Raw genomic sequence first — 24381 nt, 5'->3', positions numbered from 1 at the left:
GCGCCTCAGCTCTTGTCGAACTCGGCGTCGATGACATCATCGTCACCGCCACCGCCACCCGTGGGACCGCCGGTGGCGGCGTCCTGATCGGGACCGGCGCCCGTGGCGGAGGCGTCCTGATGGGCCGCCAGCCCGGCGAGCACTTGCTGGAGTTCGGAGGTCAGAGGCCGTACGCGCTCCACGCCCGCCTCTTCCTTGACCGCCGCCCGGGCGTCGGACACGAGCATCTCGGCGCGTGCCTTCTCGTGCGCGGGCGCCGCGTCGCCCAGCTCGGCGAGGCGCTTCTCGACCTGGTAGGCGACGGCGTCGAGCTCGTTGCGGGCGTCGACGGCCTCGCGGAGTGCCTCGTCCTGGCCCCGGTTGCGCTCGGCCTCCTGGACCATGCGTTCGACCTCACTGCGGTCCAGGTTGGAGCTCTCGCTGATGGTGATGCCCTGTTCCTTGCCGGTGTCCCGGTCGCGGGCCTTGACGTTGAGGATGCCGTTGGCGTCGATGTCGAAGGTGACCTCGATCTGTGGTTCGCCCCGCGGCGCCGGCCGGATGTCGGTGAGCTGGAACCGGCCCAGCACCCGGTTGTCGGCGGCCCGCTCGCGCTCGCCCTGGAGGACCACCACGTCGACGGCCGGCTGGTTGTCCTCGGCGGTGGAGAAGGTCTCGCTGCGGCGCACGGGGATGGTGGTGTTCCGCTCGATGATCTTCGTCATCACTCCGCCGCGCGTCTCCACGCCCAGCGACAAGGGTGTGACGTCGAGCAGCAGGACGTCCTTCACCTCACCCTTGAGCACCCCGGCCTGGATCGCGGCACCCAGGGCCACGACCTCGTCGGGGTTGACGCTCATATTGGGTTCCTTGCCGCCGGTCAGCCGGCGGACCAGGGTCTGGACGGCGGGGATGCGGGTGGAACCGCCGACGAGGATGACCTCGTCGATGTCGCTGTCGCCGACCTTCGCGTCGGCCATCGCCTGCTGCACCGGTCCCAGGCAACGCTCCACCAGGTCGCCGGTGATCTGCTCGAAAGTGGACCGCATGATCGAGTCGGTGAGGTGCTTGGGGCCCGAGGCGTCGGCGGTGATGAACGGCAGGCTGACCTGCGTCTGCGTCACAGAACTGAGTTCGGTCTTGGCCTTCTCCGCCGCCTCGAACAGTCGTTGCAGCGCCTGCGGGTCCTTGCGCAGGTCGATGCCGTTCTCCTTCTGGAAGTCGTCCGCGAGGTAGTCCACCAGACGCCGGTCGAAGTCGTCGCCGCCCAGGTGGCTGTCACCGGCGGTGGAGCGCACCTCCACCACCCCGTCGCCGACGTCGAGGATGCTGACGTCGAAGGTGCCGCCGCCCAGGTCGAAGACGAGGACGGTCTCGTGCTCCTTCTTGTCCATGCCGTACGCGAGGGCGGCCGCCGTCGGCTCGTTGATGATCCGCAGCACCTCCAGTCCGGCGACGCGCCCGGCGTCCTTGGTGGCGGTGCGCTGAGCGTCGTTGAAGTAGGCGGGCACGGTGATGACCGCCTCCGTGACCCGCTCCCCCAGCTGCTTGGACGCGTCGTCGGCGAGTTTGCGCAGCACCTGTGCGCTGATCTCCTCAGGCGCGTACAGCTTGTCGCGCACCTTGAAGCGGGCCGCCCCGCCGTCGCCCTCGACGACGTCGTACGCCACCGCTCTGGCCTCGTCGGAGATCTCGTCGAAGTGCCGGCCGATGAACCGCTTGGCCGAGTAGATGGTGCCCTTGGGGTTGAGGATCGCCTGGCGCCGGGCCAGCTGGCCCACCAGGCGCTCGCCGGTGTCGGTGAAGGCCACCACGGACGGTGTCGTGCGGTTGCCCTCGCTGTTGGGCACGACGGACGGCTCGCCGCCCTCCCACACGGCGATCACCGAGTTGGTGGTGCCCAGGTCGATGCCCACTGCCTTGGCCATGAGGAACTCCTCCCGGTGCGGCGCCTGCGTCGGCTCTCCGGATCACGTTCGTTCGGGTAGAGGTGGGACCTCCGCCGGTTTCCCACCGGTGCGCACGGAGGGTCTCGAGCACTCCCCAGGGTGACGAACCGGGTGGCTCCGCGCCTGCGCCTGGCGAGTCAGGAATGCAGGGGTCCGGTCGTCCCACGAGTACGAGAGAAAGAACCCGCACGTCTCGGGTAGTCGGCCCGGGACCGGGTACGCGAAAGCCGCTCACCTCCGAAGGACGGAGTGATCCCATGGTCGGCAGTCGGGCGTACAGCCTGTACCACCGCTACTCCGACCGGAAGGGCAGCCTTCCGCGGGGCAGCGCCCGGCGGCACCCCACGGCCGCGCCCGGACGGCCCCGCCTGCCCGCTCGCATCCCAGCCGCCCCTGCCCTGCACGAACTGGTCGCGCTCTCCCGCGCCCAGTTCGACGCTCCGGACGAAGGCGAGATCCTGCGCCTGGCCATGGATCACATAGTCGCCGCGGGGCCGTACAGCGCCGAGGCCGGATACCTCGAGGTGGGCGGCGAACTGGTCCCCAGCCCGAGGAACCGGCAGACGCATGCCTCGGCCGTGGGCCGGAGGGTGCGGGAGCTGGCCGGGCAGGACGGCAAGGTGACCATAGCCGGCAGGCCCTGGGGCCGGGCCCTGGGCCTACGCGGACCTGGGGTACTCCACGGCTACCTCGTGGTCACGTGCCGCTCCCGGCCCACCAAGGCCGAGCGATCCCTGCTCGCCATGCTCGTGCGGCACACCGCTGCTGCACTGTCAGTCGCCTTCGCACACCGCCGCCAGCGCGAGGACGCGCTGGAGCTGCACCGCCTGAGGGAGGAGCGCACAGCCCTCCAGCGGCAGCTGATCTCGGTGGTGGCTGAGCTGGGCTACGAGCGAGCCGTTCACGCTCTCATGGCCGACGTCGCTGCTTCGGGTAGCGGCGAGGAAGCCGTCACCCGCGCACTGCACGGGCTCACTGGACTTCCCGCGCTGGTCGAGGACCGCTTCGGTCGGCTGAGGTCGTGGACCGGCCCCGGCCGCCCCGTCCCCTATCCCGAACCCGACCCCGTGCGCCAGGAAGACATGCTGCACGCCGTCGCCAGAGAGACCGGGCCGGTACGGATAAGGGACCGGCTGATCACCCTGATCCGCCCGCACGGCGAGATCCTGGGTGTGCTGGCGCTGGTCGATGCCCGGGACGAGGCCGACGAGCACACCGTACTCGCGCTCGGACTCGCCGCCACGTCGCTCGCCCTGGAGCTGACGCACCTGCGCAATCTGGCCGAGGTTGAGCTGAGGCTGCACCGCGAGCTGGCCGACGACCTCCTGGCGGGGACGGACGAGCCGAGCGCCTACGCCCGGTCCGAGGCAGTCGGACACGACCTGCACGGCAGCCACTACATCGTCGTGGTGCAGTGGTCGAACCGGACCGCCGACGATTCCTTCGCGCAGACCGTGAGTCGGGCGGCCGCTGGGGTGGGCATGCGCTCGCTGCTGACCCGACGCTCCGACCAGGTCGTCCTCATCACTGGCGACGGACCGCACGCCCGCGCGTTGTACGAGGCGCTCGCGCGGGAGACCGGAACACGGTCCGGGACGATCGGGGTGAGCGCCCCTTGCGACTCCGTGGACGACATCCCCCACCACTACCAGGAGGCGCAGCGCGCCCTGGACGTGCGCCGCCACTCCCGCGAGCACTACGGCACGACGTTCTTCGACGAACTCGGCCTGTATCGCATCCTGGGACCCGGCAACGATTACCGGGAACTGGAGACGTTCGTCCACGAGTGGCTCGGGCAGCTCATCGACTACGACTCCCGGCACCACGCGGCCCTGGTGGGGACCCTGTCCCGGTACTTCGACTGCGGCGGCAACTACGACGAGACCGCCGACTCCCTCGCGATCCACCGCAGCACCCTGCGCTATCGGCTCCAGCGCATCCACGACATCAGCGGCCACGACCTCGCGAACGTCGAGGACCGGCTGAACCTGCAGGTGGCGACCCGAGTGTGGAAGATCGTGCTGGGCCGACCCGGCTGACCGTCGGGCGGGCTGCCCTGCTACAGCGCTGCCGGGGTGTGGGTGGCCCTTCCTCGGATCGGTCCAGCCGGGTCGCATCGCGCCAGACGACGGGGCCCCGGTTCATCACCGCCACCGCCATGATCGGCGATCGCCGTGCCCCTGTCAGGAGCCGGCTCCGGGCTGCTGTTGCTGTAGCACTCGCGCCCCGGTGCGTGGCGCCGGACTCGTCTCAGACCGGGAAGGCCGAAGCCGCCCCGGCCCCTCGGGCCTTGCAGTCCGGTTTGGAGTAGGGATGCGGACAGGGCCCTGCCGGGTGTCCCAACCGCTCGCGTCCCAGAAGCAGCGACTCGTGAAGGGAGCCGTGCCATGACACAGGAACTCCGGGGGATGCGGGTGGGGATTCCGGCCACCGACGGCGTCGAGCGCGTGGAACTCGACCAGCCGCGCGGTGCGCTGCCCTCCCGTGCCCGGCTGACCCGGCGGCCATGGCAACCTCCGCCCCAAGCTGGAACGCAGTGCCTGGCGACGCGCGCGACCCCGCGTCCCGAAGCCGGCCGACCGGTGCTCAGTCCCTCGCGCTGTCGTCAGGAGCACGCGAGCCGGGCCGCGAGATAGGGCGCGGTGGCGCTGCGGCGGGCCCTCGCCACCTTGGCCGGCGGGCCCGCCGCGACCACCCGGCCGCCCGCGTCGCCGCCGCCCGGACCGAGGTCGATGACCCAGTCGGCGGTGGCGATCGTGTCCAGGTCGTGCTCGACGAGGACGACCGTGTTGCCGGCGTCGACGAGCCGGTGCAGCTGTCGCAGCAGTAGCGCGATGTCCGAGGGGTGCAGCCCCGCAGTCGGCTCGTCGAGCAGGTAGAGCGCGTGCCCGTGGCGGGCTCGCTGCAGTTCGGTCGCCAGTTTGATGCGTTGCGCCTCACCGCCGCTGAGTTCCGTCGCGGGCTGGCCCAGCCGCAGGTACCCCAGTCCCACCTCGCGCAGCGTCTCCAGACTGCGGGAGGCGGCCGGGACGGCGGACAGGAACTTCGCGGCGGCGTCGACGGACAGCGCCAGTACTTCCGCGATGTTCTTGCCGCGGTAGGTGACTTCCAGCGTTTCGGCGTTGTACCGGGCGCCTTCGCAGGTCGGGCACGGCGCGTAAGTGCCCGGCAGGAACAGCAGTTCCACCGCGACGAAGCCTTCGCCCTGGCAGGTGTCGCACCGCCCTTCGGGCACGTTGAAGGAGAACCGCCCGGCCGAGTAGCCGCGCGCCCTGGCTTCGTCCGTCGCCGCGTACAGCTTGCGCACCGCGTCGAACATCCCGGTGTAGGTGGCCAGGTTGGACCGGGGAGTCCGGCCGATGGGCCGTTGGTCGACCAGGACCAGCCGGTCGAACGACTCGGCCCCCGACGCGTCCTGGACGTCGACCTCCAGCCGCGCCTCGTCGGGCTCATCGGGTACGAGTCCGAGGTGGCCGCGGACGACCTCGGCGAGCACCTGCGTCACCAGCGTCGACTTTCCGGAACCGGACACGCCCGTCACCGCCGTCAGTACGCAGAGCGGTACGTCGACGGACACGTCGTGCAGATTGTGGCGGGAGACGCCGCGCAGGTGCAGCCAGCCGTGCGGTGTACGCGGGGGGTGATCGAGCGGCTGGGCGCGCCCGAACAGGTACTGGCCCGTGGCCGACTCCCCGACCCGCTCGAGACCGGCGACCGGGCCGCTGTACAGCACGCGTCCGCCGCCCTCGCCCGCGCCGGGGCCGATGTCGACCACCCAGTCGGCCCGCCGTACGACGTCCATGTCGTGCTCCACGACGAACAGCGAGTTGCCCGCCGCCTTGAGGCGCTCCAGCACGTCCAGCAGCGGTTCCGTGTCGGCCGGGTGCAGGCCCGCGGAGGGTTCGTCGAGGACGTAGACGACGCCGAACAGCCCCGAGCGCAGCTGGGTGGCGATCCGCAGGCGCTGCGCCTCGCCGGGCGACAGGGTCGTCGAGCGGCGCCCGAGGCTGAGATAGCCGAGGCCCAGGCCAAGCAGTACGTCGATCCGCGCGACCAGATCGCCGCAGATCCGGACCGCGACCTCGGTCGTCTCCCCGGATCGGGCGGTCGGCGTGGTGGCGTCGGCCTCGGACCGCCCCGCGACGGGCCGCAGCAGTGCCACGACCTCGGTGAGCGGCATCGCGTTGATCTCGGCGATGGAACGTCCGGCGAAGGTCACGGCGAGCGCTTCGGGCCGCAGACCGCTGCCGTGACAGGCGGGGCAGGGCACACTCCTGACGAACCGGAGCGCCCGTTCGCGCATCTTCTCGCTCTTGGAGTCGGCGAGGACGTGCATGACGTGCTTGCGGGCGCTCCAGAACTTGCCCTGGTAGCCGTAGTCGACGCGGCCCTCCTCCGGCTCGATGTACACGGAGGGCTGCTCGTCCGTGTACAGCAGCCAGTCCCGGTCCTTCTTCCTGAGCCTGCGCCACGGCCGGTCGATGTCGACCCCCAGGCCGCTCACGACACTGCGCAGGTTGGCGCCCTGCCAGGCACCCGGCCAGGCGGCGATCGCCCCCTCGCGGATGCTCAGCGAGGGGTCCGGGACGAGCAGGTCCTCGGCGACGTCGTGCACGACGCCCAGTCCGTGGCACTGCGGGCAGGCGCCGGCCGCGGTGTTGGGTGAGAACGACTCGGCTTCCAGCCGTGCGGCCCGGGGCGGACAGGTGCCGGCGCGGGAGTACAGCATGCGCAGCAGATTGGACAGCGTGGTGAGGGTGCCGACCGTCGAGCGCGAGCTGGGCGACCCGCGTCGCTGCTGCAGGGCCACCGCCGGTGGCAGTCCGGTGATCTCCTGCACGTGCGGTGCGCCGACCTGTTGCAGCAGCCTTCGGGCGTACGGTGCCACGGACTCGAAGTAGCGCCGCTGGGCCTCCGCGTAGAGCGTGCCGAACGCGAGCGAGGACTTGCCCGAACCGGAGACACCGGTGAAGGCGACGAACGCGCCCCGCGGAACGTCGACATCGATGTTCCGCAGGTTGTTCTCACCGGCGCCCCGGACATGCACGAAGGGGTCGGTCGCGTCCTTGTTCACCGTTCCTGACTACCTGATCGCGCCGCGAACCGCGCGACAGGCGCCGTCACCGGGCCCCGCTCCCCGGGCACATCCGGGAGTGCTTCACCGCGGTAGCGCGGCGTGGGGTGCCGACGGGGGCGCGGAGCCGGTGTTCGTGGTGGCGCACGCAACCGTGTGGCCCGGTGGTGGGGAAGGCCCTGCGCGGGGGAGCACGCGGAGTTCTGACCGTACCGCCTGCGCCTGACGGCAGGGCCAGCGTGTCACGCGACGTCGGCGTCACCACGGGGGGCATCCTGTGGCCACGTGCGAGCGCGGGGGCAGCCGACGAGAAGGAGTCATCCGGGTGTCGTCACAGGACGTTACGGTCGTGGCTCTGCTGGCGGATCCGGATACTCCGACGGAGATCGCGCAGCGCATGGCCGGGGTTCTTCCTGATCGGCTCGCCGACAGGTCAGGCCAGGGACGACGGTTCGACGTCGAGGTGGTCAGTGAGCCCTTCACCGCAGGTGCCGAGGACCCGCCCACCTTGATGCACCGGATCATGGACCGCGGGACCAAGGGGAACTGGGACATCGTCGTGGCCCTCACCGACCTTCCGCTGCACTCACATGGGCGCAAGCTCGTGGTGGATCTGAGTCACGAACACGGCGTGGCGCTGCTGTCCCTTCCCACGCTGGGGGGCTTCCGGCTGCAGACAAGGGCCCGACAGGCCGTGGAAGAAGCCGTGCTCAGCTTGGCGGGCCCGCAGGTCACCGGGCCTGAGGGGGCTCCGGGAAGTCAGCCGCTGCGGGGGCCCTTCACCGGCCGTCTCGCGCCCATCCGTCCGGGCCAGGTCGGTGACGAGGAGATCGCCGATCTGCGGTACGTCGTCAGTGGGCCGCGCGGTTACTTGAGGGTGCTCCTCGGGATGGTCCGCGCCAACCGGCCGTGGCGCTTGGTGCCGGGCTTGTCGAAAGCCCTGGCGGCCGCACTCGCCACGGGAGCGGTCGCCACCGTGAACTCCACCATCTGGAACCTGGCCACCTCCCTGAGCACGCCACGCCTGGTGATCGCCATGGTCGGGTCTGTCGCTCTCATGATCGGCTGGCTGATCGTGGACGCGAACCTGTGGCATCGAACGGATGATGTGTCGCCGGAGGCGAGGAAGAGAGCGGCTCTCTACAACGCCTCGACGGTCGTGACCGTGGGTATCGGGGTGATCGTCTGCTACGTGGGTTTGGTGGTCATCAACCTGGTGTGGGCGCTGTTCATCCTCAACGACCGGGTGTTCGCTTCCACGACACGGGCCCCGCTGCACGCCACGGAGTACTGGACGCTGTCCTGGTTCGTCGCTTCGGTCGCCACGGTGGGCGGCGCGCTGGGATCGGGCCTGGAGAGCGACGAGGCGATCCGGGCAGCCGCCTACTCCAAGCGCGAACAGGAACGTCGCATCGCGCTACAGGACGACCACGGCGACTAGCGGATGCCTCAGCCGGAGATGTGCCGTCGGTCGGTGGTCGGCCGGGTTCGGAGATTCCGCTGATCGGTCAGTGCGGGGTTGTTTCGTCTCGGGGACCGACGGGGACCCGGACGCAACGCCGCCGGAGCGCCGAAGCTCCGCCTCGCGGGCCGGCGGCACGACGACCGCTCCACCCGATCCAGGTGGAACGGCCCGCGGAGGCGTGCCGGAGCCGTGGACCCCGTCGTAGCACGTGGACCCCGTCGTAGCACTTAGAGTCAGGCTCTTCGCGCCTCTCCATCACCGCCACGCCGCGACGTCAGGGGAAGTCACCATGAAGGCAGCGGTATACGAAGGACCGCGGACGGTCACCGTGAAGGACGTACCGGACGCGAAGATCGAACACCCCTGCGACATCATCGTCAAGATCACCACTACCAACATCTGCGGTTCGGACCTGCACATGTACGAGGGCCGCACCTCGTTCGAGTCCGGCCGCACCCTGGGACACGAGAACATGGGCCAGGTGGTGGAGGTCGGCTCGGCCGTCCGCAAGGTCCAGGTCGGCGAGTACGTGGTCCTGCCGTTCAACATCGCCTGCGGATTCTGCAAGCAGTGCGAGCAGGGCCTGACCAACTACTGCCTGACCATGCAGCCGGAACCGGCTCTTGCGGGAGCCGCCTACGGGTTCGCCGACATGGGCCCCTACCAGGGCGGCCAGGCGGAACTGCTGCGCGTGCCCTACGGCGACTTCAACGCGCTGCGTCTGGGCGAGGACGCCGCCGAGCGGCAGACCGACTACGTGATGCTCGCCGACATCTTCCCCACCGGCTATCACGCCACCGAGATGGCCCACGTCAAACCGGGCGACCAGACCATCGTCTTCGGGGCCGGCCCTGTCGGGCTGATGGCGACCTACTCCGCCCTCCTCAAGGGCGCAGGCCGCGTCTGGACGGCCGACCACCAGCCCGACCGGCTGCGCAAGGCGGAGGAGATCGGGGCCATCCCGATCAACACCGCCGAGCAGAACCCGGCGGAGGTCGTCAAGGAGGCCACCCTCGGTCTGGGCGCCGACAACGGCTGCGAGTGCGTCGGCTACCAGGCACACGACCCCCAGGGACACGAGGACGCCAGTCTCACGCTCAACGGCCTGATCGACTCGGTGAGGTTCACCGGCGACATCGGCGTGGTGGGCGTGTTCCTGCCCCAGGACCCCGGCGGCCAGGAGGCCCAGGGCGAGCTGGAGGCCCAGGGCAAGGTCCCGATCGACTTCGGCATGATGTGGTTCAAGGGCCAGCGCATGGGCACCGGGCAGGCGCCGGTGAAGAAGTACAACCGGGCGCTGCGGGATCTGATCGCCGGCGGGAAGGCGGAGCCGAGTTTCGTCGTCTCGCACGAACTCAGCCTGGACGAGGCCCCCACCGCCTACGAGCACTTCGACGCCCGTGACGAGGGCTGGACCAAGGTCGTCCTGCATCCCGACGGACACGGCAACGGCCACAAGCGGTAAGAGACCCGGGGCCGCCGTGCCCCTTGTTTCCTCCCGGACCGGTCCGGGGGACGGGTGGCGAACTGCCCCCGGACGGGGCTGGGAGGAGGTCGCCGCGCTGCGGCCGGACCTGAACCGACAACGATCGCCCGCGCTCCGGCCTGGAGGAAGGACGGCGGACGCTCAGCGGTGTCCACGGTGGCAGCACCACCTCCAGCGGCTGCGGCCGCCGGCCAGCGGGCCGTGTGGGAGGCTTCCTTGCCCGACGGTTGCCGCACCTCGACCAGGCCGACGCAACGCGGCGGGGCATTCCGGCCAGGCGGACACCCGTGACGTGGCTGAGGGCCTTCGGGGAAGTCGTGCGATCTGGGCTCACGATCGAGGAGACGCGGCTGGAGCCCCTGCTCGCGCTGCGCACGGCCGCTGGTGTGGCGATCGTCATCGGGCCGGCGCTGTGGCTGGTCTCCCCCGCGTATGCCGCGTCCGCCGCCCTCGGCGCCTACTCCGCGGGCGGGGCCACCTTCCAGCGCAGCTGGCGTCCGCGCAAGGTGGTCGCGCTCGGCGCGGGCGCGGGTCTGGCGCTCAGCACCCTCGTGGGCTACCTGGCGGCGGGGCGACTCGTGACGTTTCTTCCGCTGCTGGCCGTGTGGGCCTTTGCCGCGGGTATGGCGTGGGCCGTCGGATCGACCGCTGGGATCGTCGCAGCGACGACCGTGGGCAGCATGCTGGTGACCATCACCTTGCCCACGAGCGTCGGGGGCGCCCTGGAGCACGCCGGGGTCATCGCACTCGGGGGCGTGACGCAGGCCGTGCTCATCTTGCTGTTCCCGATCCGGCGTTGGGGAGCGCATCGCGACGCGCTCGCCGACGCCCTGGCCGCCGTGGCGGACTACGCCCGCCGGTTGCGGCACGACCCGGCCGCCCCGTTCGATCCGGAGCCGTTGATGACGGCCCGGGACGCGGCTGCCGTGACGCCGTCACAGGCCCGCACCCGTCCCCCCGTTCTGCACGGCCCCCGGGGACTCGCCGAGCGCATTCGGCCGGTGGTCGCGGCGCTCGCCGACCCGGACGTGGGCGCCCCGGCGGAGGGTCCCGGGCGGGACCGCGCGCGAGAGTTGCTCGACGCGGCCGCCGACGTCCTGGATGCGGCCGCCCGTTCGATCCGACGCGGCACTCCCGCCGAGGTGCGGCCCGAAACCACGGACGTCCTGCGCGTCGACGAGGAGCACGAGGTGCTGGACGGCCCCGCGCGGCAAGCCGCCGAGCGGCTCGTGGAACTGCTCGGCGAGGCACTGGAGATCGCCGGGAGCGGCTGCGCCCCCGGGAGGACGCCCACGCTGCCCGGCCCCGCCCGCGCCGAGTTCCTGATGCGCCCGACCATGCTCCGGCTGGTCCCGGTCGTCGTCCGGGCGGTCCGCCGTGAGTTCCGCCGGGACTCGCCCGTGTTCCGGCACGCCGCCCGCCTGGCGGCGGTGGCCACGCTCGGCTATCTGATCGCCGCCCGGCTGCCCCTGGGCCACGGCTATTGGGCGCCCATCGCCTCGGTGATGGTGATGCGGCCGGACTTCCACCGGACGTACGCGCGTGCGGTGGGCCGTCTCGCCGGGACCCTGGCTGGGGTCGCGCTCGCCACCGGCACGGTGCAGGCCCTGGGCCCGGACGCCCCTGTGTCCGGCGCGCTGGCCGTGGTCTCGGCGGGCCTGTCGTACACGCTGAACCGTACCGGCTACGCCTACTCCCAGTGCTTCACCGCCGCGTACGTCGTCTTCCTGCTCGGCATGGGCGGCCAGGCATGGGAGCAGACAGTCCCGGAGCGGGTGGCGCTCACCCTGCTCGGCGGGGCCCTGGCCATGCTGGCGTACGTGGTGTTCCCCGCCTGGGAGACCCCCCGGCTGCCGGGCCGGCTCGCGGACTGGCTCGCCGCCAACGGCCGCTACGCGGCCGCGGTGCTCCGCAACCACGCCGAACCGACCCGGGAGCATCACGCCGACATGCGCCGGGCACTGCTGGAGAGCAGGGAGGCACGTGCCGCCTGGCAGGAGGCATACGACCGGGCACGGCGGGAACCGGTCCGCCCCAGGGGGCTGACGTCGCGCGAGGCGCAGGAGGCGCAGGAGGCGCTCAAGGGGTTCGGCCGGGCGGCGATGCTCATGGAGGGCCACGTCCCGCGGGCCGACAGCCGTTTCGTCCCCGAGGCGGAGCGATACGCCGAGGCCCTGGAGACGGACACCTCGAAGGCAGCGGTCGCCGTGCGCGAGCACAGGAACCCGGACTGGGGGCGCGTGGAGGAAGCCCTCCACGCGTGGGAGGACACCGCCGGCAAGGGGAGCCCGGCCGTGCGGCGCGAAGCGGAACTGCAAAAACGGGCCTTGGAAGATCTCGCCACAGCCGTGAGCCGCACACCCCTGGAACGGGACGTCGGCTCTGCTCGCGAGGAGCAGCGGATGCGGGCGACTCTGGCTGCCGAAGGAAACGGATCAGGGCCTGCGCACCGGGGTGGGTGACGGCTCCGGCGACGGCGGCAGGACGGGACTCCCCTTCGTCCGGCAGATCCGTCAGCTCCGACAGCGTTGCGTCGGCACAGTGCGTTGACGCCTTCCGCGACCGCGGTGCCCTGTTCGGCGAGAGCCAGGTCCGAATCGGCCCACACGCAGTGAAGGCCCGGTGGGCACCGGGCCTTCACGTCTGCGTAGCGGGGACAGGATTTGAACCTGCGACCTCTGGGTTATGAGCCCAGCGAGCTACCGAGCTGCTCCACCCCGCGTCGGTACGGTGAACTGTACGGCACCGAGCGGGATCGGCCCAATCGACTTTCGACCCGGTCCCAATTCCGAATTCCCGCAGGCCCCAGTACTCACGGAATTCGGGACCTTCCACCCCCGGGGTAGCCCGCCGACCTCCCGCGAGAAGTTCGGTCCTGGCTCGGACCGTCCCTGAGAGGGTGAGCGAGGTGTTCCCTCGGGTGGCGTTGGAATACGGGTTCTCCTCAGCGGACCGGGCCCTGACCGTCTTCGCGCCGGGGCCCGTGCCAGTCCAGGATGAGGACAGTGGCGTCGTCCCTCAGGTTTCCCCGACAGGCGTCCAGCACCGCGGTGGTCAGGCTGCGCACGGCTTCCCTGGGGTGGGAGGTGCGGGTGCCCCACACGAGGGATGCCAGGTCGACGGCTTCGGCGCCGCGTTCCTGCATGCCGTCGGTGAGCAGGACCAGACGGTCGCCGGGGAGAAGCTGGAGTTCCTGGACACGGTAGGAGGTGGGGGCTGCCACGCCGAAGGGGAGGTTGACTGCGAGCTGGACCTCTTCGACTTCGGTGGCGCCTTTGCGCAGGCGCAGAGGCCGGGGATGCCCGGCGTTGACCAGTTCGCAGGTCCCCGTTGTGAGGCCGATGCAGAGCAATTGGCCAGTGGCCAGGCCGCGGTTGTGGGCCAGCAGGGCGTCGTGGGCGTGTTGCGCCTGCTGGAGTGCGTCACAGCCGCTGCGGCGGGCGCCGCGCATGGCGCCGACCAGGAGCGTGGCCAGCAGCGCGGAGTTGGTGTCGTGGCCCATGGCGTCGGTGATGGACAGGTGCAGTGTGTCGCGATCGAGCGTGTAGTCGTAGGTGTCGCCGCCGATGTCGTCGGCCGGCACCAGCCCTGCCGCGAGGGTGAACTGGGGAGCCTCGCAGCAGGAGGCCGAGGGAAGCAGTTGGTGCTGGATCTCGGCGGCCAGGCTGGTCCGGGTGGTGCGCCGGCCCGCGTGGTACAGGTCGGTGAAGCGGCGGTCCGTGACGATGATGTAGGCCAGCGCGTGCGCCGCGTCCTCGATCTGCTCGAGCACGGTGTCGTCGGCGTTCTGCAGCGTAGCCTCCAGCAGACCGATGCAGTCGCCGCGATTGGTCACCGGCGAGATCACGCGCCGCCCGCCCTGGCCGTCCGTTTCCACGAGCTGGCGCTGGCTGCGCAGGACCGCGTCGTAGACGCTGCCCCCCAGGTCGATCCGTTCGGCAGCGACCCCCATGTCGTCCTCGGCCTGTGTGGTCAGGCGCAGCAACCGCCGACCCACGAGGTCGACGAACAGGAATGACACACGCTCCGCCCCGAAGCGCTTGCTCAGGTCGTTCGCAAGTACCTCGACGGACTCCCCGGGCGGTGCCGCCTCAGCGGCGGCCAGAAGCTGCCCCAGTTCCAGATCCCCGCCACTCATGGCAACCTCCTATCGGTTGCCGCTCCTTCTTCCCCGGGTTCGCCCCCTCGTCACCCACTCCCTGCATCACGCCCGCTCACGGTTTTCTCCTCCGGCGGAGTCCGGTTGACGCGGTGACCCCGCCTGAGCTGCGGAACGGCGGGCGGTCCCTCAGCGGCTTCGTGCGCCGGCAGTGCATCGGTTCGCTCGTTCGGGGGTCCAGTTCAGGCTGATGTCTTCGGCTGAGGCCTGCCGCCCTCGGCGCGTAGTTGCTCGTTGATGCGCTGCGCCTCTTCGAGCTGGTCTTCGAGGATGACGATGCGGCAGGCGGCCTCTATCGCGGTGCCCTGGTCGACGAGTTCGCGGGCGCGGGCGGCGACGCGCAACTGGTACCGGGAGTAGCGGCGATGGCCGCCATCGGAGCGCAGCGGGGTGATCAGGCGGTGTTCACCCAGGGCACGGAGGAAGGCAGGGGTGGTGCCGAGCATCTCGGCGGCCCGGCCCATGGTGTAGGCGGGGTAGTCGTCATCGTCGAGGGGGCCGACGGGACGGGAACCGGCAGGCGGCATAGACCTCTTCTTTCGGGGACGCGTCGGGGGGCCCGGATGCCTGTACGGCACCCGGGCCCCGAGCTTTCAACACCATCTACCGGCGCGCTGCGCCGGCCTTGTTTTTCCGCAGGTGCCGCCTGGGAGGGCGGGGTTGCGGGGATCGCGAATGCGTGACCGGGGACCACCTTCCAATCCGGGGTCTTGCGGTACCCGGGCGGACTGCTTCCTCGCCCGGGCGATCCTGATGGCGCTCTGCTCCTTACCTTTCGATTTCGCGGATACCGCAGGTGCTGCTCACAGCCCCGCCGGGGCCGTGTCCTTCTCGTCTGCCTGCACAGCAGTCCGTGCCTGCTGTGCCCACTTCGACTTCTGGGTACGGAGACAACGCTAACCCTGCAGCGGCGGAATGTCTACTGCCGCCACGGCAGTTTTTCTCCATGGAGAGTGCGTGTGCTTCTGTCACGGGCACCCCAGGAAGAGTGCCCACCCGAATGGCGGTTCCCCTTCCTGCTCAGCAGTCCTCGGTGAGACCGGCCCGGTGCTCGCGCCCGGTCGCGCCGAGCCGGGACGTGCGGGCGGACGACGACGCGCTCGGCTGGTGGGCGATTCCGAGATCGACGGCAGGTGAATCGTCGTCGGCGGGTTGGGACACCGAAGGATGTGGCACCCGGATGGTGGCGGGCCGGGCACGAACCACGTCCCGTAGCGCCGGCGGTTCGGCAATGAGCCGCGGGGCAGCACCGGGCCGGTACGGCCCGCAGGCCCGGTTGTCGTCGCGGGGCTGCCCGGCGGCAACCGGTGCGGCCGGCCCGAGCCGCGTCGCCGGCCGCCGTGGACAGCGCCTCGGCCATGGGCGTCCGCCAGGCTCCAGAGCCAGAACTAGGACCGACCGGCCGCAGGCGCCCCGCGGGGTCAGGTGTTCGGGGGCTCACACCGACCCGGTGCCGGCCTCCGGCGTCACCGCCGGCACCGACGCTAGGCGTCGAGGTAGTGGTAATCCCCGTCCGGGACGCCGATCATCAGGCCGCCGTCGCAGACCCTCCACTCGCTCATGCCGTCGACGTCGTGGCTGACGAGGAACAGCCCGCGGGGCCTCTCGTCGTACTCGTCGTCCTGGCAGGACGCCGGGATCCGGGCGATCTGACGCAACCTCTCCTCGAACCAGGCGAGGGACACCGCGCGGATGTCGCCCCCGTAGAAGGCCCACCTGACGTTGTTGTACTGCCGGGCGGGGAAGGCCCAGCCCCCGCTGTAGGTGCGCTCCGGATCGTCCGCTTCCACGATCTCCTTGATCCGGGCCAGCTGGCCGTCGTCGCACTCCAGCCAGCCCCTGACCGAGACCATGGTTCCCACGGTGATCGCTCCTCGTTCGTGTGTCGCGCTGGCCTGGCGCACGGTTCCTCTGCGCTTGCACGCCAGGGCCGACCTGCTCGCTCGCGCAAAGGGACTGATGGCCCACCAGCCACTCGGACGCCTGGGTCGCGAGGGCACGAGAGTACTGGGCGACGTCGCCGATCCTTCGTGCGGGGCTGCTCGGACCGTGGTGGTGGACCGGTGTGTGGGCTCCTCCGAGCGACACACCGGAGGCGCCGCGCATGACGGCGACGATCTCCGCTGTGATCGACAACGCCGTCCCCTCCGGTGTCCGCGCGCCGAACGAGTCCGGTGGGCGACCGCAGGCGGGCCAGTCGTCGCGAACGCGGCCAGGCTCACGCCGTCGATCGTGCGGTTGGCCCCCCGTCTCCACTCGCCTCACACAGCTCCGCCGCCGCGTGTGCGGGGGGCGTAACCCCCCACGCGCCCGAGGTGTGACGGGCTGGAAATTCGATCTTCCTACGGTGCTGGTCATGGGGCTTGCGCCGCCGACAGGACGGTTCCGGCCCGGGAAGGCACACACCGCGAGGCGGGGGTTCGGTGGCATCTGGCGCGAAGGACGGCAGCGTCCGCACGGTCTGCTCGTACTGCGGAGTCGGCTGCGGGATCGTGCTGGACGTGGCACGCGACCCCGCCGACGGCCGCCGGCGTGCCGTGAAGGCATCCGGGGACAAGGCGCATCCCAGCAACTCCGGCCGGCTGTGCACCAAGGGAGCGACCAGCGCGGACATGATGGCCGCACCCGGACGTGTGCACACGGCCCTGGTGCGTGCCGAGCGGGGCGCCGAGCCGGTCGAGACGGACGTGGACGAGGCCGTGGCGGCGGTCGCGGGCAGGCTGAGCGCGATCCTGGACGAACACGGGCCGGACGCGCTGTCCTTCTACGTCTCCGGGCAGATGTCCCTGGAAGCTCAGTACCTGGCGAACAAACTGGCCAAGGGCTTCGTGCGCACCAACCAGATCGAGTCGAACTCACGGCTGTGCATGGCCTCCGCCGGCACCGGCTACAAGCTGTCGCTCGGCGCCGACGGCCCGCCCGGTTCCTACCAGGACTTCGACCACGCGGACGCGTTCTTCGTCATCGGCGCCAACATGGCCGACTGCCACCCCATCCTCTTCCTGCGCATGAGGGACCGCGTCAAGTCGGCGGGCGCCAAGCTGATCGTCGTCGATCCGCGCCGCAACGCCACCGCCGACAAGGCCGACCTCTTCCTGCAGATCAAGCCCGGCACGGACCTCGCCCTGCTGAACGGCCTCCTGCACCTGCTGGTCGCGGACGGCCACACCGACGAGGAGTTCATCGCCGAGTTCACCGAGGGCTGGGAGGAGATGCCCTCCTTCCTCGCGGACTACACGCCCGAAAAGGTCGCGGAGACCACCGGCATCCCGGAGGCCGACATCCGGCAGGCCGCGCAGTGGATCGGCGAGGCCGGTGCGTGGATGAGCTGCTGGACCATGGGCCTGAACCAGTCCACGCACGGCACCTGGAACACCAACGCCCTGATCAACCTGCACCTCGCCACCGGGGCCATCTGCCGCCCGGGATCCGGCCCCTTCTCGCTGACCGGCCAGCCCAACGCCATGGGCGGCCGCGAGATGGGCTACATGGGCCCCGGCCTGCCCGGCCAGCGCTCCGTACTGGTCGGCACAGAGCGCACGTTCATCGAGAACCTGTGGGACATCCCGCAGGGCTCCCTGCGCACCGAGGTCGGGCGCGGCACGGTCGAGATGTTCGAGCAGATGGCCGCCGGCGCCATCAAGGCGTGCTGGATCATCTGCACCAACCCGGTCGCCTCGGTCGCCAACCGCAAGACGGTCATCGCCGGACTGGAGGCCGCCGAACTCGTCATCACGCAGGACGTGTTCGCCGACACCGAGACCAACGCGTACGCCGATGTCATCCTGCCCGCGACGCTGTGGGCGGAGTCCGACGGCGTCATGGTCAACTCCGAGCGGAACCTCACCCTCGTACAGGGCGTCGTCGACCCGCCCGGACAGGCACTGCCCGACTGGCAGCTGATCGCCCGCGTGGCATGCGCGATGGGCTTCACCGACGGCTTCACCTACGCCTGTGCCGAGGAGGTGTTCGAAGAACTCAAGCAGGCGTGGAACCCCAAGACCGGCTGGGACCTGCGCGGCGTGACCTACGAGCGGCTCCGCACCACACCCGTCCAGTGGCCGGCACCCACCGCCGACAGCCCGGACCGCAGCCCCATCCGCTACCTCAACGACGGCGTCAGCCAGACCCTCCTGGAACGCGAGGACGGCACCCGCCCCCGCCTGGCCTTCCCCACCGCCGGCGGACGGGCCCGGTTCTTCGCCCGTCCGCACCTGCCGGCCGCCGAACTCCCCGACGACGACTACCCGTTCGTGCTCAACACCGGCCGCCTCCCGCACCAGTGGCACACCATGACCAAGACCGGCAAGGTGGCCAGGCTCGCCAAGCTCAACCCCGGCGCGTTCGTGGAGGTCCACCCCGAGGACGCCGAACGCCTCGGCGTCGTCGAGGGTGACCACCTGGAGGTCGCCTCCCGGCGCGGGCGCGCCGTACTGCCCGCCCTGGTCACCGACCGGGTCAGGCCCGGCACCTGCTTCGCCCCCTTCCACTGGAACGACCTGTTCGGCGAGTACCTCAGCATCAACGCGGTCACCAGCGACGCCACCGACCCGCTCTCCTTCCAGCCCGAGTTCAAATTCTGCGCCGTCACCCTCGCCAGGACCGACGCACCCGTCCCGGCGGCCCGTCCGGGCACCCGGCCGGAGACCACACCCGCGCCCCCGGCCCCGGTGCCCGTGCCGGCCACCGCGGCGACAACACCGGCGGACTCCCCCGTCAGCGCGCTCGCCACACTGTTCGGCATCAGCGGCCTCGCGCCCGCGCCCCTCGGCGAACCGGAGCGCCGGTACCTCTCCGGCTACCTCTCCGGCCTCGCCGCCGCCCCGCCCGACGGATGCGTCCCGGTCCTGCCCCCCGACGCGCCCTTCACCCCCGGGAACGCCCTGTGGGTCGACGGTGTCCTCGCCGGCATGTTCTCCCGCACCGCCGCACCCGCCGCGCCCACCGCACCGCCCCCCGTGCCCGCACCGACCGGAGCGCCGGCCGCCGGCACGGCCGTACCGACCCGCCGTCTGGTCGTCCTGTGGGCCTCGCAGACCGGCAACGCCGAGGAGTTCGCCGCCAAGGCCACCGATCACCTCGGCCGGGCGGGCCGCACCCCCGAACTGCTGCCCATGGCCGACGCGGCTCCGGCCCGGCTCGGTCCGCAAGCCGATGTACTCCTCGTCACCAGCACCTTCGGCGACGGCGACCCACCCGACAACGGCGCCGGCTTCTGGCAGGCACTGTCCGCTCCGGACGCCCCACGGCTGGAGGGACTCCGCTACGCGGTCCTCGCCTTCGGCGACTCCGACTACGACGACTTCTGCGGCCACGGCCGCCGGCTCGACGAACGCCTCCACACGCTCGGGGCCACCCGTCTCGTGCCCCGCGCCGACTGCGAACCCGACTTCGAGGAGACCGCCGAGCAGTGGCTCGGCCAAGTGGTCACCGCGCTTGCCGCAGCCGACGGCCGGCAGCCTGTCCCCGCCGGAGCGGTCACGACCGCCACCCCGGAAGAAGCCGTCCCCGCGACCACACCGTCCCCCGCCGGCCCGCCGGCCGCGCCCGCGCCGGCCGGTTGCACCAAGGCGTCACCGTTCGCCACCCTGCTCATCGGCAGCAGGCTGCTGAACCTGCCCGGTTCCGGGAAAGAGGTGCGTCAGTTCTCCTTCGACACGCGCGGCGGCGAACTCGCCTACGACGCCGGCGACGCGCTCGGCGTATGGCCGGTCAACAGCGCCGGTCTCGTCGCCGAATGGCTCGCCTCGACCGGGTCGGACCCCGACGAGATCGTCGACCTCGGCGACGGGGCGCCCCTTCCCCTCAAGGAAGCGCTGCGCACCCGCCTGGACATCGCCCGCATCACCGGCGACCTGCTCAAGTTCGTGACGGAGCGAACCGGCAGCCACGACCTGAAGCGGCTGCTGCGCCCGGACAACAAGGACGCGCTGGCGCGGTGGAGCTGGGGCCGCCAGGCCGCCGACCTGATCGCCGAGTTCCCCGTCCGCGCCTCCGCCGGGGACTGGACGGGCGTCCTCAAGCGCCTCCAGCCCCGCCTGTACTCCATATCCTCCAGCCCGCTCGCCCACCCCGGCGAGGTCCGGCTCACCGTCTCCGTCGTCCGCTACACCAACGACCTCGGCCGGGACCGCAAGGGCGTGTGCTCGACGTACCTCGCCGACTGCGCCGACGACGGCCCCGTCCAGGTCTTCGTGCAGCGCTCCCCCCACTTCCGGCCACCCGCCGACCCCGCCACCCCCATGATCATGGTCGGTCCCGGGACCGGCATCGCCCCCTTCCTCGGCTTCCTCGAGGACCGCCGGGCCCGCGGCCACACCGGCCGCAACTGGCTCTTCTTCGGCGAGCAGCGCCGGTCCACCGACTTCTACTACCGGCAGGACCTCGAGGCGTACCAGGCGTCCGGCCACCTCGACCGCCTCGACCTCGCCTTCTCCCGCGACCAGCGCAACAAGATCTACGTGCAGGACCGCATGCGCGAGAGCGGGGCCCGCCTGTGGCAGTGGCTGCAGGACGGTGCCCACTTCTACGTCTGCGGCGACGCGGGACGCATGGCCAAGGACGTCGACCGGGTACTCAAGGAGGTCATCGCCACGCACGGCGACATGGACACCGACGAGGCCACCGCCTACGTCAGGCGTCTGTCCGCGGAGAAGCGCTACCTCCGCGACGTGTACTGACGGCGCCCGGGCGGCCTCGACGACCGGCTGCTCGGATCACGCGCCCCGGCCCCGCGCCCGGGCCAGCCGCTTCCGTTCGATGATGGTCGCGACGGCGCGCAGCCAGCCGGCCGCGGTGTCGTCGGCTGCGATCCCGCCGACGAGTTCGGTGCCGGCCCGCAGCCACTCCCGCACCAGGACGGCCGCCTCCCGGCGGGGCAGGGGCTCGGGCAGCTCCGCGGCGCGGGCGAGTCCGCCGGCGCGCACGGTGTCGGCGAGGAAGGCGACCGAGCGCGGCTCGGTGCCGAGGCGGTCGAGGATGACGGCCGCGGCCGCGGCGCCGTCGCCGAACAGGGCGGTGCGCCGGGGTCCGGGTTCGGCGGTGAGGCCGTAGCGCAGCAGGACGGCGATGTCGAGCCGGGCCAGCTCGTCGTCGGTGCGGTCCGGCGGGTACGGGGCGTCGTCGTTCATGGCGGGGCCTCGGGTGTCTCGTCTTCGTCTTGTCCGGCTGGTCCGCTGCGGCTCAGTGGACGGTGACGGTGTACGTGATGCGCTCGGGGGCCTTGGAGGGGGTGGCCGCCCCCGTGGCCGGACCGGTGGAGGGTCCGGTCGTCCCTGGGGGCAGGGTGGAGGTGCTGTCCGGGCAGGTGGTGAAAGTGCAGTGCAGCAGCGTGAACCGGGTGGTTCCCTTGCCCTCGGCCTGGAATGTGAAGGTGAGCCGGCCGCCGGCACCGGCCACCGGTTCGTCGCCGGAGTCCGACGTGTAGTCCTGGCCGCGGCTGACCAGTACCGAGCTGTCGGGCTTGGGGTCGACCAGGTACCAGTACTCGCGGGTGGAGGCGTTCTGGTCGACGGTGAGCGTGAAACGCTCCCCCGGCTCGGCCGTGATGCTGGTGTCCTTCACCGGGTGGCTCGTCGGGCGGCTCGCGGTGCTCGTGGGACGGCTCGCGGTGCTCGGGGGGGTGTTCGCGGTGTTCGTGGAGCCGCCTGCCGGTTCGTCGGTGCCCGGGCCGCAGCCCGTGGCGAGAGCGAGGAGCGCGGCCGCCGCGATCGCGGCCCCGCCCCTGCTACCGCGGAAGGTAGACGCTGTACGCATCGGAGAGATCACTCTTGGAAGCCTTGCCCATGTGGCCGTTGATGAAGTCGTCCTCGCTGACCCAGGTGGTCGTGCCCCAGGGGTTGTACACCTGGAGCTTGTCACCCTCCTGGGCGATGATGGTCATCGCGTGGGCGCCCTCCTTGCCCGAGACGTCGACCGGCACCGGCCGTCCCTGCGCCACCGACTTCTCGACGTCGGTGAGGACCGCCCTGCGGTCGGCGGCGCTGTTCAGGTCCTGGCGCTGGTAGTCGGTGCCGGTGGCACTGCCGACGGTGCTGTCGTTGATCCGTTCCTGCCCCTCGGGCCCCATGCCGCCCCAGTTCTTGCCGCCGTCGCCTTCGGTGTGCAGCCGGTGCTGTTCGGCCACCAGGCGCTGTTTGAAGGCCTCGGGGTCGTCCTGCTGTCCGTCGGGGCCGCCGGTGAGGTCGAGTGCGTACACGGGGTCGACCATGGCCCGGGACGTGACGGTGGACGAGGCCACACAGGTGCCCTCGGAGCCGTCGCCTCCCTGGATCCAGCGCTGGCCGTCGAACGTCACGTCATCCTTGTTGTTGTTGGAGCCGTTCGGTGCCAGGCCCTCGTCGTTCATGCTGTCCTCGGCGGTGACCACGGGAGTGAGGTGCCGGCGCAGCCAGGCGGGGTCCTTGCCGTGGATCTTGTTCTGGAACGTCCCGATCTCGGCGACACTGTGGCCGGCGGCCAGGGCCTTCATCAGGTAGGCCCGCTCCTGGGGGCTGTCCGACTTCGCCAGCATCCGCTCCATGGCCGTCTCGTCGTCGAGGCTCAGCAGGTCCATGCGCGTCGACGCGCGCGCCAGCTCGCCGGCCGAGAGGATCTCGTTCAGCTCGGCGTCGGCGCCCGCGACGCCGGTGTCGGCGAGCATCAGCTTGTCGACGGCGGTGAGTTCGCTCGTCTCCATCTTCCCGGCCCGTGCCTCGGCGGCCCACTTGTTCAGGTCCCGGGCCGCGACGCGGGTGGCCTCCTGCGCGTCGGAGACGGCGGCGTGCATCAGGTCGACCGCCGAGGAGCCGAAGTGGGCGGCGTTCTTGCGGTCCCACTCCTCCTCGTCGTTCTCGTGCAGGTCGTCGAGGAAACCGTCCTTGCCGCCGAGCATCTTCTTCTGCTCCAGCAGTTGTCCGCGGCCCTGCTCGTCCTTGCGCTGTGCGGCGCCGATCGCGTCGGACAGCGTCAGCAGTACCGACGCGCACTCCCGGAACGCCTCGCCCATCTGGGTCACGGACCGCCCGGCGGCGTTCACCACGTCCGAGGCGAGGACGCTCGTGTCGCCGACCCACACCTGCGTAAGTCCCTTGCGGCCCACCCGGTCGACCTGGTCGAAGACGCTGCCGACCTGGTCGAGCCGGCCGCGGTAGAGCTGTGCCAGTCCCTCCAGCAGGCCCTGGTCACCGCCCGGTTCGGGCACCGAGAGGGCATTGTCGATCAGATCGAGCAGCTCGTTCTTGCTCCCGGCGGCGAGCATCTCCTTGGACAGCCCGGCGAGCCAGGTGAGCCGGAAGGAAGGGGAATCGAGGGGGGAGGAGAAGAAGGACACCGGCCCGTTCCTCAGTAGCTCGACAGGGCTGAGGTGCGGCCGCCCTGCGTCGACGTGTCGGTGAGGCCGCTGGTGCCGCCGACGGGGACGCTGTCCGCGTGCGTCTTCACCAGGCCGTCGGTGCGGTGGTAGGTCTTCTTGGCCAACTCCACCTTGCCACCCAGCTCGTGCAACGCCGACGCCAGTGTCTTGGCCTCCGCTTCCCAGGCCTTGACGAACGCGTTCAGCGCCGACGCGGCGTCATGGCCGCCGACGTCACCGTACGAGTAACTCGTGCGGGACTTGACGGCCGAGCTGATGGTGTCCATGTCCGTGCCGGCGTCGTCGAGTTGCCGGGCCTGGCCGGTCATACCTGCCTTGACCTGGTAACCGTCCGAGCCCACCGTGCCTCCCCCTATGCATTCGATCACGATCGCGGGCAGGCTAACACGCAGTCTGTACACGGAGATCAGGCGTCGTCCGCCTCACACAGCCCCTCCACATCACCGCCCCACGGCACGCGTGGGCACCCGCTCCCACCGCCACGACAGGCCGCCCCGAGTCCGCGCTCGCGGCCCACCGCACAACCCTGACCGTCGCCGCCGACGAGGCGGTCTGCATCGCCTCCGGCGGCAGGCGGGGCGGGGCGCGGCCCGCGCCGGGTTCACCCTGAGCACGTCGTGCGGGATACCACCTTCCGGATGACCGTACCCGCACCTCCGTCATGTACAAACGCATATGCGAAGCCGATGGAAGGAGGCTTCGGCTCATGCGAAGCGACAGGAGACTTTTGCCTCGCATCTGCGGCAGTATTCTCGGCGTATGCACGCCTACCGGATCGGGGACGCTGCCGCCTTGCTCGGCGTCAGCGCCGGCACCGTGAGGCGCCTGGTCGACAGCGGGAAGCTGACAGCCGAACGCGACGGGCTGGGCCGCCGGTCGGCCGCGAGCCGGCTGAAGAGTTGGAGCTGGAGCCCGGT

At 71.1% G+C, this 24381-nt stretch carries 16 protein-coding genes, 1 tRNA gene and 1 pseudogene; 6 read left to right on the top strand and 12 right to left on the bottom strand.

The features are described 5' to 3' along the window. Positions 1-5: 5 nt before the first annotated feature. Positions 6-1907, bottom strand: coding sequence for a molecular chaperone DnaK (gene dnaK, locus JK359_RS29515; protein WP_201842092.1), 1902 nt, complete (start codon positions 1905-1907; stop codon positions 6-8). Between the two features lie 278 nt (positions 1908-2185). Between dnaK and JK359_RS29510 the strand changes: the two genes are divergently transcribed. After that, positions 2186-3967 carry a helix-turn-helix domain-containing protein gene (locus tag JK359_RS29510; protein ID WP_201842090.1) on the top strand — a complete coding sequence of 594 codons (1782 nt, stop codon included), beginning with the start codon at positions 2186-2188 and terminating at the stop codon, positions 3965-3967. 566 nt (positions 3968-4533) lie between these two features. On the opposite strand, the gene uvrA is transcribed toward JK359_RS29510, so the two are convergent. After that, positions 4534-7002 carry an excinuclease ABC subunit UvrA gene (uvrA, locus tag JK359_RS29505; protein ID WP_201842088.1) on the bottom strand — a complete coding sequence of 823 codons (2469 nt, stop codon included), beginning with the start codon at positions 7000-7002 and terminating at the stop codon, positions 4534-4536. Positions 7003-7351: 349 nt separating this feature from the next. Here uvrA and JK359_RS29500 point away from each other — a divergent pair, with 349 nt between their 5' ends. The 3 genes from JK359_RS29500 (at position 7352) to JK359_RS29490 (ending at position 12415) form a co-directional block, all read left to right on the top strand. Beyond that, on the top strand, positions 7352-8443 hold the full coding sequence (locus JK359_RS29500) for a hypothetical protein (RefSeq protein WP_201842086.1): 1092 nt from the start codon (positions 7352-7354) through the stop codon (positions 8441-8443). Positions 8444-8756: 313 nt separating this feature from the next. Then, positions 8757-9932, top strand: coding sequence for a glutathione-independent formaldehyde dehydrogenase (locus JK359_RS29495; RefSeq protein ID WP_201842084.1), 1176 nt, complete (start codon positions 8757-8759; stop codon positions 9930-9932). A 308-nt stretch (positions 9933-10240) separates the two neighbouring features. Next, the gene (locus tag JK359_RS29490; RefSeq protein WP_201842082.1) at positions 10241-12415 is read left to right on the top strand and encodes an FUSC family protein; all 2175 of its coding nucleotides are present in this window, start codon (positions 10241-10243) and stop codon (positions 12413-12415) included. 186 nt (positions 12416-12601) lie between these two features. On the opposite strand, the gene JK359_RS29485 is transcribed toward JK359_RS29490, so the two are convergent. The 6 genes and pseudogenes from JK359_RS29485 to JK359_RS29460 all read right to left on the bottom strand — a co-directional run. Beyond that, positions 12602-12675: transfer RNA gene (locus JK359_RS29485), tRNA-Met, on the bottom strand. 222 nt (positions 12676-12897) lie between these two features. Next, positions 12898-14091 carry a PP2C family protein-serine/threonine phosphatase gene (locus JK359_RS29480; RefSeq protein WP_201842080.1) on the bottom strand — a complete coding sequence of 398 codons (1194 nt, stop codon included), beginning with the start codon at positions 14089-14091 and terminating at the stop codon, positions 12898-12900. 203 nt (positions 14092-14294) lie between these two features. Beyond that, positions 14295-14639 carry a MerR family transcriptional regulator gene (locus JK359_RS29475; RefSeq protein ID WP_201842078.1) on the bottom strand — a complete coding sequence of 115 codons (345 nt, stop codon included), beginning with the start codon at positions 14637-14639 and terminating at the stop codon, positions 14295-14297. 493 nt (positions 14640-15132) lie between these two features. Then, positions 15133-15273: a hypothetical protein gene (locus tag JK359_RS29470; protein ID WP_201842076.1), complete on the bottom strand. Its 141-nt coding sequence runs from the start codon at positions 15271-15273 to the stop codon at positions 15133-15135. A 323-nt stretch (positions 15274-15596) separates the two neighbouring features. Next, on the bottom strand, positions 15597-15965 hold the full coding sequence (locus JK359_RS29465; protein WP_236678651.1) for a hypothetical protein: 369 nt from the start codon (positions 15963-15965) through the stop codon (positions 15597-15599). 157 nt (positions 15966-16122) lie between these two features. Then, positions 16123-16309 (bottom strand): annotated as a pseudogene (locus tag JK359_RS29460) (XdhC/CoxI family protein); the annotation flags it as partial. A 226-nt stretch (positions 16310-16535) separates the two neighbouring features. Here JK359_RS29460 and JK359_RS29455 point away from each other — a divergent pair. Next, on the top strand, positions 16536-20792 hold the full coding sequence (locus JK359_RS29455) for a bifunctional nitrate reductase/sulfite reductase flavoprotein subunit alpha (RefSeq protein ID WP_201842072.1): 4257 nt from the start codon (positions 16536-16538) through the stop codon (positions 20790-20792). A gap of 36 nt (positions 20793-20828) precedes the next feature. Here the strand turns inward: JK359_RS29455 and JK359_RS29450 are convergent, their stop codons facing one another. From JK359_RS29450 to JK359_RS29435, 4 genes are read right to left on the bottom strand one after another with little or no spacing between them, the layout of a single operon-like run. After that, positions 20829-21242 carry a hypothetical protein gene (locus JK359_RS29450; RefSeq protein ID WP_201842070.1) on the bottom strand — a complete coding sequence of 138 codons (414 nt, stop codon included), beginning with the start codon at positions 21240-21242 and terminating at the stop codon, positions 20829-20831. A gap of 52 nt (positions 21243-21294) precedes the next feature. Continuing rightward, complete coding sequence (locus JK359_RS29445) at positions 21295-21867, bottom strand: protease inhibitor I42 family protein (RefSeq protein ID WP_201842068.1); 573 nt, start codon at positions 21865-21867, stop codon at positions 21295-21297. Then, positions 21839-23422, bottom strand: coding sequence for a peptidoglycan-binding protein (locus JK359_RS29440; RefSeq protein WP_201842066.1), 1584 nt, complete (start codon positions 23420-23422; stop codon positions 21839-21841). The genes JK359_RS29445 and JK359_RS29440 overlap by 29 nt, the downstream gene beginning before the upstream one ends. An 11-nt stretch (positions 23423-23433) precedes the next feature. Beyond that, complete coding sequence (locus JK359_RS29435; protein ID WP_307788322.1) at positions 23434-23832, bottom strand: DUF6317 family protein; 399 nt, start codon at positions 23830-23832, stop codon at positions 23434-23436. Between the two features lie 391 nt (positions 23833-24223). On the opposite strand from JK359_RS29435, the gene JK359_RS29430 reads away from it, so the two are divergent. Continuing rightward, positions 24224-24381 (top strand): excisionase family DNA-binding protein (locus JK359_RS29430; RefSeq protein ID WP_201842064.1); only part of this gene is annotated, 158 nt, incomplete at its 3' end.

The organism is Streptomyces actinomycinicus (assembly GCF_016741775.1).
In the GTDB taxonomy this organism is placed as follows: Bacteria; Actinomycetota; Actinomycetes; order Streptomycetales; family Streptomycetaceae; genus Streptomyces; species Streptomyces actinomycinicus.
The sequence above is the reverse complement of the archived record's forward strand: the minus strand, read 5'-3'. Positions and strand labels throughout refer to the sequence as shown.